Annotated in this window: 13 protein-coding genes and 1 tRNA gene; 11 read left to right on the top strand and 3 right to left on the bottom strand. The window is 32.4% G+C overall.

The genetic code is table 11. The features are described from left to right. Positions 1-104 precede the first annotated feature (104 nt). A complete protein-coding gene (locus OA93_RS10300) occupies positions 105-1,772 on the bottom strand; it encodes an Ig-like domain-containing protein (protein WP_039113104.1) in 1,668 nt (555 codons plus the stop codon). A gap of 205 nt (positions 1,773-1,977) precedes the next feature. Between OA93_RS10300 and OA93_RS10295 the strand changes: the two genes are divergently transcribed. The 4 genes from OA93_RS10295 to OA93_RS10280 all read left to right on the top strand — a co-directional run bounded on the left by OA93_RS10295 (position 1,978) and on the right by OA93_RS10280 (position 5,947). Next, positions 1,978-2,982 carry a hypothetical protein gene (locus OA93_RS10295; protein ID WP_039113103.1) on the top strand — a complete coding sequence of 335 codons (1,005 nt, stop codon included), beginning with the start codon at positions 1,978-1,980 and terminating at the stop codon, positions 2,980-2,982. Continuing rightward, positions 2,942-5,317 (top strand): hypothetical protein, encoded by a 2,376-nt coding sequence (locus OA93_RS10290; RefSeq protein WP_039113102.1) that lies wholly within the window; start codon positions 2,942-2,944, stop codon positions 5,315-5,317. Before OA93_RS10295 ends, OA93_RS10290 begins: the two co-directional genes overlap by 41 nt. A 9-nt stretch (positions 5,318-5,326) precedes the next feature. Continuing rightward, complete coding sequence (gene mce / locus OA93_RS10285) at positions 5,327-5,728, top strand: methylmalonyl-CoA epimerase (RefSeq protein ID WP_039113101.1); 402 nt, start codon at positions 5,327-5,329, stop codon at positions 5,726-5,728. Between the two features lie 145 nt (positions 5,729-5,873). Continuing rightward, a tRNA-Ile gene (locus OA93_RS10280) sits at positions 5,874-5,947 on the top strand. Between the two features lie 63 nt (positions 5,948-6,010). Here OA93_RS10280 and OA93_RS10275 read toward each other — a convergent pair. After that, positions 6,011-7,300, bottom strand: a complete 1,290-nt coding sequence (locus OA93_RS10275) for a cytochrome P450 (RefSeq protein ID WP_052259423.1) — start codon at positions 7,298-7,300, stop codon at positions 6,011-6,013. 458 nt (positions 7,301-7,758) lie between these two features. Between OA93_RS10275 and OA93_RS10270 the strand changes: the two genes are divergently transcribed. Continuing rightward, the gene (locus OA93_RS10270; RefSeq protein WP_039113100.1) at positions 7,759-7,974 is read left to right on the top strand and encodes a hypothetical protein; all 216 of its coding nucleotides are present in this window, start codon (positions 7,759-7,761) and stop codon (positions 7,972-7,974) included. Between the two features lie 35 nt (positions 7,975-8,009). Here OA93_RS10270 and OA93_RS10265 read toward each other — a convergent pair whose 3' ends face one another. Next, complete coding sequence (locus OA93_RS10265; RefSeq protein ID WP_039113099.1) at positions 8,010-8,597, bottom strand: riboflavin synthase; 588 nt, start codon at positions 8,595-8,597, stop codon at positions 8,010-8,012. Positions 8,598-8,655: 58 nt separating this feature from the next. Here OA93_RS10265 and pdxA point away from each other — a divergent pair, with 58 nt between their 5' ends. The 6 genes from pdxA to accC all read left to right on the top strand — a co-directional run bounded on the left by pdxA (position 8,656) and on the right by accC (position 13,668). Next, positions 8,656-9,705: a 4-hydroxythreonine-4-phosphate dehydrogenase PdxA gene (gene pdxA / locus OA93_RS10260; protein WP_039113098.1), complete on the top strand. Its 1,050-nt coding sequence runs from the start codon at positions 8,656-8,658 to the stop codon at positions 9,703-9,705. 107 nt (positions 9,706-9,812) lie between these two features. Next, the gene (locus OA93_RS10255) at positions 9,813-10,355 is read left to right on the top strand and encodes a DUF177 domain-containing protein (RefSeq protein ID WP_039113097.1); all 543 of its coding nucleotides are present in this window, start codon (positions 9,813-9,815) and stop codon (positions 10,353-10,355) included. Between the two features lie 9 nt (positions 10,356-10,364). After that, positions 10,365-10,559, top strand: coding sequence for a 50S ribosomal protein L32 (rpmF, locus tag OA93_RS10250; RefSeq protein WP_007137315.1), 195 nt, complete (start codon positions 10,365-10,367; stop codon positions 10,557-10,559). A gap of 172 nt (positions 10,560-10,731) precedes the next feature. Continuing rightward, a complete protein-coding gene (locus tag OA93_RS10245; protein ID WP_039113096.1) occupies positions 10,732-11,730 on the top strand; it encodes a beta-ketoacyl-ACP synthase III in 999 nt (332 codons plus the stop codon). 22 nt (positions 11,731-11,752) lie between these two features. Further along, positions 11,753-12,232, top strand: a complete 480-nt coding sequence (gene accB, locus OA93_RS10240) for an acetyl-CoA carboxylase biotin carboxyl carrier protein (protein WP_035617503.1) — start codon at positions 11,753-11,755, stop codon at positions 12,230-12,232. Positions 12,233-12,321: 89 nt separating this feature from the next. Beyond that, positions 12,322-13,668: an acetyl-CoA carboxylase biotin carboxylase subunit gene (gene accC / locus OA93_RS10235; protein ID WP_039113095.1), complete on the top strand. Its 1,347-nt coding sequence runs from the start codon at positions 12,322-12,324 to the stop codon at positions 13,666-13,668. Positions 13,669-14,007: the final 339 nt, after the last annotated feature.

Raw genomic sequence — 14,007 nt, 5'->3', positions numbered from 1 at the left:
TTATTATAGTTAAGGCTAAAAAAATGTTCTTTAAAATTAGATGGGATAAATAATTAGCAATTGAAGAACAAAAAGGAGTTTCTATGTTTTATTCAAATTTAAAATTATTTTTTCTTCTTCTTTTCTTCTTCTTTTTTCTCAAGTTCGGGATTGTATGGTATGCTTAAATCGAAAGTATGTGTGGCATCCCAATTGGCTCGAACATCATTGATCTCTTTTTGATAATAATTGACTTCTTCGGCATATCTTTTTTCTAAATAATTACCTGGATCGTATTGTTTGTTTTTATTATCATCATAAATCACGCGAACTGTAAATACATCAGGTTCCAAAAGATTGAACTCAAACGTAGTTTTATCTTCAGAGTAATCATTGGCTAAGATAATGTCACCTTTTTTATTGGTTAATTCAACAATTATAGGGAAGCGTTTTACATTCTGTAAATTAAGGGTAAGATTCCCATAATCAGCAGGAGTTTTTGTTGTTAAAGTATATTTTAAAGTATCATTTGTTTTTTCGTAAAAATCAATCAATGCTCCAGGTAAAAAAGTAAATGAGTATTTTTCAGAAGGTTCTTTTTTGAAGTCAAAGAATAGGCGTTGATCAAAATCATCATATTCAGTTTTAAAAGGAACTGCGACAGAATCTTTGTTTATTAGTTTTATTTTTGATTCATCAAAGCGAACCAAAGGGGTTCCGCTTTCTAATGTAAATCGGTCTCTAAAATGGATAATTCCACTTTGCAGCGCATTAATATGTAAAGTATCTTTCTTTTGATCTTTTATCTTAAAAGAGTAATTCTTTTTGTAGTTGTCTTTGGTGATTTCCATCGATAGAGAATCGACTTTTAGAGGTTTATACCATACCTGAAGTGAATCTTTTTTAGGAAATTGAGTAACAATTGTTGGGAGAATTTCTCCGTTGTTCTTTAAGATAATCTTAGGTCTGGAGTTCTTAAAATTTTGTTTTCCATCGTAACCTACAACTAGTCTGTTTCCTGAAACCTGAGCAGGTTTATGTGTTTTTAAAGGTAGTACTTCTTTAAATAATTCTAATTCATAAATAGTATCATTAGGTATTGTAATAGGATGTTTTATAAATCCTATTTTGTCATCCTTAGGGTTGAATTTATTGTTATTTCCTTTGTCTTTTAGAGCAACCAGAAGATATTTTCCAGCCTTTAGATTCTCTAATCTAAACGTCTTTAAACTATCTAATGTGTTGGTAATATATCGTGGATTTTCCTTGTAAACAACCGAATCTTTATAAGTGTCGTTTATTTCATAAAGCATTACAGATACAAATGAGTCTGATTGTTTATCATGTGCATCTTTTATTTTTCCGCCAAGGGCCAAGGAATCTATATAGCTTCCTGTAGAAAAAATGTACTTAAATTGGTTATACGGATTTCCCTCATTATTATCAGTAATACTTTGCCCAAAATTAAAACTATAGGTAGTATTAGGTTGTAAAGTGTCGTTTATTTTTATAGTGATGTATTTGCTCGCCGTTGTAGGATTTATGAGAGGTTCATGCTTCATTGGTGGCGAAATAATCAATTGTTTATTCGCGTTTTTAATTTTTACATACTCATCAAATGTCAATTTTATAGTATTGCCTTTAAATTCTGTGCTAAAATTTTTAGGAACACTAGATAATAAAACAGGTGCAAGGGTGTCTTTTAATCCTCCGGTTATGCTTCCGCGTTTGGCGCAACTTACCATTAATAAGGTTAATAAAAAGAAAATATATTTTAAGTTGCTTTTCAACATAATCGGTTTAGATTTTTATTGCACAAAATAACAATTATATTTGCTTTAATCGAAATTTTTTATCGAATTATTGGGAGTTGTTGCTTTGGATTAAAATAAAGGTAAGTTAGATTTACCTCAAATTATTTATAGATAAACTCGTTTGTATTTATTAATAAAATAAAATGTATCCTTACATTTGACAGTAAACTTAATTTAGAATATTTTGAAATTTCGCATTGTTTTTAGTGTTTTGTTTTTATTATTGATTTCATGTAATAAACAAGAAAAACCAGTTGCAGCTTTTTATTATTGGAAAACTATCTTTAAATTATCTACAGAAGAGAAAGAAGCTTTGCAGCAAAATAATATCAGTAAGATTTATATCCGGTATTTTGATGTCGATTTGCATCCAAAAACTCAAGAAGCATTCCCGCTTAGTCCAATACATTTTGAAAGTAAGATAGAAAACTTAGCAGTTGTTCCAGTGGTATACATCAAGAATAAAGTGATGTTGAAAAAAGGAATTGATGTAGATAGTTTAGCTAAAAAAACATTTGATTTTGTCGAGTTAATCAATAAAAAAAATGGAATTTCGTGTCAGGAAATCCAAATCGATTGCGATTGGACATTGGCAAGTAAATTAAATTATTTAAAATTTATAGAAACTTTCAAGAAGATATCTCATAAAAAGCTCTCAGCTACAATACGGTTGCATCAGGTAAAATATTTTGAAAAGACTAAAATTCCAAATGTTGATACTGGGGTTTTAATGTATTATAATATGGGAACAATTGCGCCCGATTCTCTTAACTCTATTTACGACAGAAGAGTTGCGCAGCGATACATAAAAAGTTTAAAGAAATATCCTTTACCGCTTGATTTTGCCTTGCCAATTTATTCTTGGGCGGTTCATATTCGAGACAATAAAGTAATAGGATTAAAAAGTAAAATAGATATAGAAGAATTGCAAAATGATACTAATTTTGTATTAAGTCGAAAAAAATACTTTACTGTAAAGAACTCCAATTATAAAAAAGGTACTTTTTACAAAGAAGGTGATGTTTTAAAAATAGAAGCGATTTCTAAGGATGATTTGCTAGAAATGGCTTCCGATCTGGAGGAGAATACGGCTCAATATCCTAAAGAGATTATTTTTTACGACTTAGATGAATTCAATTTAAAAAATTATGAAAAAAATGTTTTTAAACAAGTTCTTTCTTGTTTTTAGTGGTGTTTTATTGTTTGCCTATGGTATAATTTATGCTTGCGGAGGCGGAGATGATTGGGGAATGGGGTATAGTTCGAATTTTACTCCCGAAACTTTTGTCGAAAAATCATACAGACCATTGTTTTACTCTGGAGAAGTTTTTTACGGGATTGGTTTTGATACTCAACATAATTCTAGATTTAATGATGACATCAAATCAGATTGGAATGCCTATTTAAAAACTAAGGTTGATACTGCTACGGTAAGTTATTTTTTAATTGGGGATAATACTTCAAGATATTCGTATGATAAAGAAAATGCTTCAAAATATAAGGAAGAAATTGAACAGCTTCATGTTTTTTTTAAAAACAAAAAAGGAAATCAGGCTTCTTTAAAATGGGGTAAAAAAATAAATTTGAAAGATGATAAAACGAAGGCTTTTATCGAGTTTTTATATTTGGCACAAAAGATAGAAACAGTTTCAGTTGGAGAAGATTATTGGAGTTATGAACCTAGGGTTGCTAACACCTTTGATGATTTAAAAATGATTCAATCTATCGAAAACGTGTATAATACTATATCAGATCCGTTCTTAAAAAACAGGTATTGGTTTCTTACCATGAAAGCTTATTTTTATAGTAGTAATAAGCAAAAAGCAATTACGTTTTTTAATAAAACAGAAGCAGCTGTTCCTAAAAATGTATTGTATTATCGTGCGCTTGCTTATGTGGCAGGAATAAATCATCAGCAAGGTAAATATTCGATTTCTAATTATTTATATGCGCAAGTTTTTGATAAATGTCCAGAAATGAGAATTGTTACAGCTTATAGTTTTCACCCAGAAAATGAAGCAGACTGGAATAAATCTTTGACTATGGCCAAAAATAATAAAGAAAAAGCAGCGCTTTGGGCAATTCATGGGTATTATAAAGATGAAGCGCAAGCGATTGATAAAATTTATCAATTAGATCCAAAAAATGAACATTTAAATTATTTGCTTACAAGGTTAGTTAATCAGCAAGAGCAAGGGATTAATAATTCATTTGAGTTGGCTAGAGTCAATTCTGAGGGCTCTACTGATTATGGTGCGCCTGCAATAAAACAAACTGTTGCTGAAAACAAGAAAGGAAATCAAGCGAAAATTGATTTAAAAGCATTCGATTTAGTGTCTAAAATTGCTTCAGCAGGAAATACGGAAAAGCCTTATTTGTGGGATATTGCTTTAGCGTATTTGCAAACATTAAAAGGGAATTTTGCTAAGGCTGATGAGAATTTTGCCAAAGCCGAAAAGACAATGCCTAAAACAGAGTTGGCAAATAATCAGCTTAGATTACTTCGTTTTGTAAATAATATGAGCAAGATTGATAAGTTAAATTCTAAAAATGAAAAAACAATTCTTAAAGATCTAAATTGGTTGTACAAAGAGCTTCCGAAGCAACAAGTAGGTGATTTTCGTTATGAAAACGCTTCAAGCTGGAGTAAAATGTATTTAATGACTCTTTATACAGAGCAAAAAAATTATGTAATGGCAGAGTTGTTTGCTAATACGTCGGCTTATGGTTATTGGGGAACAGGGAATTCTTTTTATGATGTCGAAAAGAATTTGTTAGGAATGAAAGCATTTTTGGCTAAGCCGGATAAAACCGAAATTGAGAAAATAGGTTACAGTATTTATAATTTGAATTTAAATAACATCAATAATTTTCAAGCAATACAGGCAACATATCAAAATAAAATCCCTGAAGCAATTACTTTCATGCAACAAACGGATACATTACAAAATGCAGTTTTTTATGGAAATCCGTTTAACGGAAATATAAAAGATTGTCATGATTGTGACCATTCTGCATTCCAAAAAAAGAAATATTCTCAAATAGAATTTTTAACGACTATAAAAGCCATGCAAGATAAACTGGCTAAAAACGAAGATGTATATACAAACAGTTTATTACTAGGGAATGCATTTTATAATATCACCCATTTTGGAAACGGAAGAAGTTTTTATGAGATCGGAATTGTAGGCTATGGTTCAAGTCCGTATTCATTTAGAGATTCTATGAAAAAAATGATCACAGATTGCTCAGTGTCTAAAATGTATTATCAAAAAGCTCTGGAAGCTGCTACAACCAAAGAGCAAAAGGCAAAGTGTACTTATATGCTGGCAAAATGTGAGCGAAATGAATATTACAATAAAAAGTATATTGCGGTTAAAAATTGGTGGACTGCAGATGATGATAAGATAAATTTCTTGGCGTGGAATAATTTTAAAGTGCTGAAAAAAGATTATTCGGATACAAAATATTATCAGGATGTTATTGCCGAATGTGGTTATTTTAATACATACGTTAATCAATAAATTGAGATGATGAATAAAATAGAACATATAGGGATTGCGGTTAAAGATTTAGAAGTTTCGAATCTTTTGTTTGAAAAGCTTTTTGGAGCTCCTGCTTATAAATCAGAAGCGGTGGAAAGTGAAGGAGTGATGACTTCATTTTTCCAAAACGGACCAAATAAAATTGAACTTCTGGCAGCGACAAACCCAGAAAGTCCGATTGCTAAGTTTTTAAAAAAAAAAGGGGAAGGAATTCATCATATCGCTTTTGATGTAACAGATATTGTTGCGGAAGTAGAGCGGTTGAAAAAGGAAGGTTTTGTTGTTTTAAATGAAAATCCCAAAAAAGGTGCAGATAATAAACTAGTTGTTTTTTTACATCCCAAAAGCACAAATGAGGTTTTGATTGAGCTTTGTCAGGAAATTAAATAATTTTAGAGTATTTAATACGGAAATTAGAAGCTTAAGAATCAGATAGTTTTGATTTTACTGAAATTATTAACGAAATTAATGTAAAAATCATTGCAAAATATTTGCTACAAATGAAAAATAGTGGTAATATTGCAACCTCAAAACCGGTCCTATAGCTCAGCTGGTTAGAGCACCTGACTCATAATCAGGTGGTCCCTGGTTCGAGCCCAGGTGGGACCACTACTAAAATCAAGCCTTTACAGCAATGTAAAGGCTTTTTTTATGGATAAAAATTTTTAGGGTTCAAAAAACAACAGGGAATTTATGTAATCCTCGTATTATGTTACTGGGGCGCCATTTAAGAACTTTGGCTTCTTTATCGAATCTTAAATTTGGTAATCGGTTTAAAATAGTATTTATGGCTATTTCGCATTCTAGGCGAGCTAAGGCCGCTCCCATACAGAAATGTATTCCATGACCAAAAGCAAGATTCTTGTTGTTCTCTCGGGTTATATCAAAGCGAAGTGAATCGTTGAACACAGCTTCGTCTTGGTTTGCAGATGAGAATAATGCCAATGCTCCTTCTCCTTTTTTAATTGTAATCCCTTTGATAGTGATGTCTTCTGCGGCCAATCGCATTGTTGAAGCAAAAAGGGGGCTATTGTATCGTAGCATCTCTTCGATAGCAGAATGAATTAGTTTTGGATTGTTTTTTAAAAGCTCCAACTGGTCAGGGTGAGATAATAAAGCATGCATTCCGTTGCTAATAAGGTTAAGTGTGGTTTCATGGCCAGCGATGATAAGTAGTGGGATAGAGGCGTAAAGTTCGTCTTTTGTCATATGGTCTTCGGCTTCTTCCAGTTTTAAAAAAGCACTGATAAGGTCGTTACCAGGTTTTTTTCTGCGTAAATCTAGTATGTTTTTCATGTAGTCGATAAAAGCTTCAGAACTTTCATTGAGAGATTGTTTGTTTTTCTCAGTTATATGAGACTCAATCAAAACATCTGACCAGCGTCTAAGTTTTTCTTGGTCTTCAATCGGGATACCTAATAATTCGATAATTACTGTAAAAGGAAGTGGGTAAGCAAAATCATCAAGGAAATCTATTTTTTTGTTGTCGTAGATTTTATCTATTAGCTCATCGGTTATTTGTTGAATTCGAGGACGCATCTCGGCAACTATTTTTGGGGTAAAAGCTTTTTGTGCAAAACCTCTCAGTCGTGTATGTTGAGGTGGATCGCTGGAAAGCATGTGCCATCTTCTTAGTATATATGTGGCTGTTGTTCGTTTGGCTTTTTCTTTTGAGGATTCGTTGTTAAGTGTTTGCAAGTTGTTTAGAGATTTGACAAATCTGGGGTCGCGTAGCATGTTGGTTACGTCATCGTATTTGGAAATTAGCCATATGGGGAATTCTTCCCCCAATGTAATTTGCTGAATTGGAGCAATGTTTCTTAGTTTCTGAAACGTCAATTCAGGATTTGCAATAAATGATTCGTCGTAAAAATCAAGAGGGACGTGTGATTTCGTAGCATAAGGACAAGTGCTTTGGGTTTTGGTAAAGTCAATCTTGTTGTTGATAACGGGATTTTTCATAGTAGGTATTTTTAAAGGAGTTGTGTTTGGGTGAAACTCATTATAAAAACAAGGAAAAATCGTTCAATTTGTAATTAAAGTATTGATTTTTAGTAAATTAATTGTTTTTGTACTTCTGAAGTAAATAAGAATTTGATAATGAGGAGCGGTTTTTGGGTTTTAGCTTATGTCTTGGTAATGTTTTTTGTGTAGGATTTTTAGTTTATTAAATGCTGAATTGTGTGGATGTGATAAGAAATAAAATAGCTTATAATCAGGTGGTTGTGTGTTTTTGTTGATGATAATTGTTGTGTTTTTTAGAATTTGTTTAAGCTTTTTTTATTAAGGTATTGCAGCTTTCTATTAAATTTATACATTTGTCCAGCAATTTTGTTTTGAGTTTTTTCATTGCAAGATTTAATAAAAAAAACGGATTTCCTTTATTTATTGTGTTGAACTCAGGTAGCTAATATTTTTATATGAAAATTATTTCAAGTAAGTTTTTAATGGTTTTTTTCTTCATGTTTAATGTCGCTACAGTTTTGGCAGGTTCCCCTACGCCGGGGCCTCCACAAAAAGGGCCAATAAAACCACCTGTTGCTCCAATTGATGAAAACCTTTCGCTATTGCTTGTAGGAGCATTATCGTTCGGGATATATATTATATATAAGAATAAACAAAAAACTCCAGCATAGCTGGAGTTTTTTGTTTATTAATGCTTTTGTTTTTTTTAGTTGTTTTTGTATAATCTCGATACGTATTTCCCGATTACATCAAACTCTAGATTTATTTTAGTTCCAACTTTAAAATCTTTGAAATTAGTATTTTCAAAAGTATAAGGGATTATCGATACGCTAAATTGGTTTTTCTTAGAGTTTACAACCGTTAAGCTAACTCCGTTTACGGTAATTGACCCTTTTTCGATTGTAATATTGTTCAGATTTTCGTCATATTCGAAAGTGTAGTTCCAGCTACCGTTGGCTTCTTCTATTGCAATACAGTTTCCTGTTTGATCTACGTGGCCTTGTACAATGTGCCCATCAAGACGGTCATTTAGTTTCATGCCTCTTTCTAGATTGATAATATCACCAGTTTTCCAATCTCCAATATTTGTCTTTTGTATTGTTTCGGCGATGGCTGTAACGGTGTAGAGTGAGTCCTGTGTATTTACAACAGTTAAGCAAATACCATTATGGGATACGCTTTGGTCTATTTTAAGTTCGTTTGTGATTGTAGAATCTACAGTTATATGAAGATTGTCTCTGTCTTTTCTTATTTCGGTTACTTTGCCAAGGGTTTCTATGATTCCTGTAAACATTTCTTATTTTATTTTACTAAATTTGCACATCAAAATTAGTAATAAATAACCTGAGGTCATGATAAAAAATGCAGAAAATATAATCGTTGGAATTTCAATAGGAGATTTAAACGGTATTGGAAGCGAAGTTGTTCTTAAAACATTCGAAGATTCTCGGATGCTTGAGCTGTGTACACCAGTTATTTTTGCAAATGTGAAAATTCTCTCTTTTATCAAAAAGAATTTTACTTCATCGGTAATGTTGCATGGAATTGATAAATTAGATCAGATTTTGCCGGGAAAAATTAATGTTTTTAATCTTTGGAGAGAAGGGATTGATATTAATCTGGGGGCTAATGATGATAAAGTAGGGGAGTACGCGATAAAGTCTTTTGTTGCGGCTACTAAAGCTTTAAAAGAAGGAATTGTAGATGTTTTGGTAACTGCACCTATCAATAAGTATAATATTCAATCGGAAACGTTTAAATTTCCTGGGCATACAGATTATTTAGATCAGGAGTTAGAGGGTAATGCCTTGATGATGATGGTTCAGGATAATCTAAGAGTTGGTTTGTTAACAGATCATATTCCGTTAAGTGAAGTTGCATCGCATCTTACAGAAGAATTAATAGAGCGTAAAATTCAAACGATTAAACAATCATTGATTCAGGATTTTAGTATCAATAAACCGAAAATTGCAGTTTTAGGAGTTAATCCGCATTGTGGAGATGGTGGTGTAATTGGTAAAGAAGATGATGCGATTTTAAAGCCGACATTAAAGAAAATATTTGATAAAGGGACATTGGTTTTTGGACCTTTTCCTGCAGATGGTTTTTTTGGAAGTGGTCAATATGAAAAATATGATGCAATTGTAGCTACATATCATGATCAGGGATTGATTCCTTTTAAAACATTAGCATTTGGTAAAGGAGTTAATTATACAGCTGGTTTAAACAAGGTGAGAACCTCGCCGGATCACGGTACAGCTTATGATATTGCAGGGAAAGACGTTGCAGATTACAATTCATTTAAAGAGGCTGTTTATTTGGCAATAGACATATTTCGCTCTCGTAATCAATATGAGGAGATTAGCAAAAAACCTCTTAAAATAAAAGAAAAACAGTTATAAACAAAAAAAGGTGAATAAGATTATTAGTTTTACAATAATTTTATATCTTTGCACCCCGATTCAGACTTCTGTGGTTCAGAATATGAATTAGGAAAAATGATGTTGAAATGAGCAAGACAAAAGAATATTTAATTCCTTTCGTAGGATTAAAGTTAGGGAAACACCATTTTGAGTATCAAATAAATAATGTGTTCTTTGAGAACTTTGATTATGAAGAATTTCAAAATTCTGATATCAAGGTAAATGTAGTTTTAGAGAAGAAAAGCAACATGTTAGAGTTGGGTTTCAAACACAAGGGTACGGTAAATGTACCATGTGACTTAACAAGCGAAGATTTTGATTTACCATTAAAGGGTAATATGAAGTTGATAGTGCGTTTTGGAGAAGCTTTTAATAATGACAATGAAGAATTGCTTATTCTGCCTTATGGTGAATTCGAAATAGATATAGCACAATATATCTATGAAATGATTGCACTTTCGGTTCCTCTAAAAAGAATTCATCCAGGAATTAAAGACGGAAGTTTAAAAACTGAAGCTTTGGATAAGCTGAATGAGTTAACTATAAAAGAACAAAAAGTAGAGAGTACAAAAGAAGAAGATATTGACCCTCGTTGGGACAAATTAAAGAAACTATTAACGGATAAATAATATAGTAAAATGGCACATCCTAAGAGAAAAATCTCGAAAACAAGAAGAGATAAGAGAAGAACACATTATAAAGCTACTGTAGCTCAAATCGCTACATGTCCTATTACTGGAGAAGCACATTTATACCACAGAGCTTACTGGCATGAAGGGAAAATGTACTACAGAGGGCAAGTTGTTATAGATAAATCTGTAGCTGTTGCTTAATACATTTTTGTAAATGATATTAGAACTCTCACTATGTGAGAGTTTTTTTTGTTAGTAATAATTTTCTTTATTTAAGAAAATTAAGACATTACGTTTAGAATTTTTTTTGTAATTTTCAAGTCTTTTAAAAATTTTTCAAATACCAGTATTTGGAAGGAAATAATTGAATATAATGAATACAATCACAGCCGCAATAACCGCTGTTGGAGCTTATGTTCCAGACTTTGTACTTTCAAACAAAGTCTTAGAAACTATGGTAGATACCAACGATGAATGGATTACTACCCGCACCGGAATAAAAGAAAGAAGAATTCTTAAAGATACTGATAAAGGAACCTCATTCCTTGCCATAAAAGCAGCACAAGATTTAATAGCCAAAGCTAATATTGATCCTCTGGAGATTGATATGATAATAATGGCAACCGCTACAGCAGATATGCCAGTAGCTTCTACAGGAGTTTATGTTGCTACAGAAATAGGCGCAACAAATGCATTCGCATACGATTTACAAGCAGCTTGTTCTAGTTTCCTTTACGGAATGTCTACGGCTGCAGCATACATTCAATCAGGAAGATATAAAAAAGTATTACTAATAGGAGCAGATAAAATGTCTTCGATAGTAGATTATACAGACAGATCAACTTGTATTATTTTTGGAGATGGAGCAGGAGCAGTATTATTTGAACCAAATTACGAAGGTTTAGGCTTGCAAGACGAATACTTGCGTAGTGATGGAGTAGGCCGTGATTTCTTAAAAATACCAGCAGGAGGATCTTTAATCCCAACTACTTTAGAAACAGTTCAAAATAATAGACATAATATTATTCAAGATGGGAAAACAGTATTTAAATATGCTGTTACCAATATGGCTGATTCAAGCGAATTGATTCTTAAGAGAAATAACTTAACAAATCAGGACGTAAATTGGTTAGTTCCACATCAGGCAAATAAGCGTATTATAGATGCTACTGCGCACAGAATGAATTTAGAAGACTCAAAAGTATTAATGAACATCGAAAGATACGGAAATACAACTTCGGCTACATTACCATTGGTACTTAGCGATTTTGAGCATTTATTCAAAAAAGGAGATAACATTATTTTTGCCGCTTTTGGAGGTGGATTCACTTGGGGATCTATTTACCTAAAATGGGCTTACGATAAAAAATAAATTTAAACTAAAAACGAATATTATGGATTTAAAAGAAATTCAAAACCTAATCAAATTTGTAGCAAATTCGGGAGTTGCTGAAGTAAAGTTGGAGATGGACGATGTTAAAATCACCATTAGAACAACTTTAGAGGGTAATGTAACAGAAACCACGTATGTTCAACAATTGCCTACTCAAGCAACGTTACCACAAGCTGTAGTACCACAGGCTATTCCAGTAGTAACAAATACAGAAGCTCCAGCAGCAGCTGAAAATTCTAAATTTATCACTATAAAATCTCCAATTATTGGAACTTTTTATAGAAAACCTTCACCAGACAAACCAGCTTTTGCAGAGGTAGGTTCAACAATTGCAAAAGGAGATGTTCTTTGCGTTATTGAAGCAATGAAATTATTCAATGAAATTGAATCTGAAGTTTCTGGTAAAATTGTTAAGATTTTAGTAGACGATATGTCTCCAGTTGAGTTTGATCAACCATTGTTTTTAGTAGATCCATCATAAAAATTTAGATTTTAGATTTTGGGTTTTAGAAATTTTCTATAATCTAATGATCAAACTATCTAATTATCTAATTATCTAATTTTAAAAAGATGTTTAAAAAAATATTAATTGCGAATAGAGGGGAAATTGCACTTCGTGTAATTCGTACATGTAAGGAAATGGGGATTAAAACTGTTGCCGTTTATTCTACAGCCGATGCTGAAAGTTTGCATGTTAAATTTGCAGATGAAGCGGTTTGTATAGGTCCACCTCCGAGTAACTTATCGTATTTGAAAATGTCAAATATTATTGCTGCTGCCGAAATTACTAATGCAGATGCAATACATCCGGGATACGGATTTCTTTCTGAGAATTCAAAGTTTTCTAAAATATGTCAGGAACATGGTATCAAATTTATTGGTGCTGCTCCTGAAATGATTGACAGAATGGGGGATAAAGCTTCTGCTAAAGCTACAATGAAAGAAGCAGGAGTTCCTTGTGTACCAGGTTCAGATGGTTTATTAGAATCATTCGAACAAACACAAAAATTAGCTGAAGAATTTGGTTATCCAGTAATGCTTAAAGCTACTGCCGGTGGTGGTGGAAAAGGTATGAGAGCTGTTTGGAAAGCTGAAGAACTTCAAAAAGCTTGGGATAGTGCTCGTCAAGAATCATTAGCTGCTTTTGGTAATGACGGAATGTATCTTGAAAAATTAATCGAGGAACCACGTCATATCGAAATTCAGATTGTTGGTGATGCTTACGGTAAAGCATGTCACCTTTCTGAAAGAGATTGTTCTGTACAACGTCGTCACCAAAAATTAACTGAAGAAACTCCTTCGCCATTCATGACAGATGAATTGCGTGAAAAAATGGGTGAAGCTGCTGTAAAAGCTGCTGAATTTATTAAGTATGAAGGAGCTGGAACAGTAGAATTCTTGGTAGATAAACACAGAAATTTCTACTTCATGGAGATGAATACGCGTATTCAGGTTGAGCACCCGATTACAGAACAAGTTATTGATTATGACTTGATCCGTGAGCAAATTATGGTGGCAGCTGGAATTCCAATCTCTGGAAAAAATTACTTGCCACAATTACACGCTATAGAATGTCGTATTAATGCTGAAGATCCTTATAATGATTTTCGCCCTTCACCAGGAAAAATTACTACGCTTCATATGCCAGGAGGTCACGGTGTACGTTTAGATACTCACGTGTACTCAGGATATAGCATTCCGCCAAACTATGATTCTATGATTGCTAAATTAATTACTACTGCACAATCTCGTGAAGAAGCAATTAGCAAGATGAGAAGAGCTTTGGATGAATTTGTAATCGAAGGAGTAAAAACTACAATTCCTTTCCATAGACAATTAATGGATGATCCACGTTATATCGCAGGAGATTATACAACTGCTTTTATGGATACATTTAAAATGAAAGATCCAGAATAAAACATTACTATATTATTCTAAAAGCCTCACAGCAATGTGAGGCTTTTTTTGTTTCTGTTCTTTTCTAATGAATCTGTGTATACTTTTTACACACTTTTTATCCAGTTTACACACTTTGTAACTGGGTAGAATATAATGTATTTTATTTAAATGTCTGATAATTAATTAATTGACTTGTTTTGTGGTTCGTTGAATTTTGCGGCATAATAATTTCTTTATCTGAAGTGTAAAAACAATACAAATAATTTAAAATCTATTATTATGAAAAAGTTAATCTTATCAGCCGCAATCGTATTAGGAAGTTTATCTTCATTTGCAACAACTTTACCAACTTCAGTT

The sequence above is a fragment of the Flavobacterium sp. KMS genome (genome assembly GCF_000813005.1).
Classification (GTDB): Bacteria; Bacteroidota; Bacteroidia; order Flavobacteriales; family Flavobacteriaceae; genus Flavobacterium.
The sequence above is the reverse complement of the archived record's forward strand: the minus strand, read 5'-3'. Positions and strand labels throughout refer to the sequence as shown.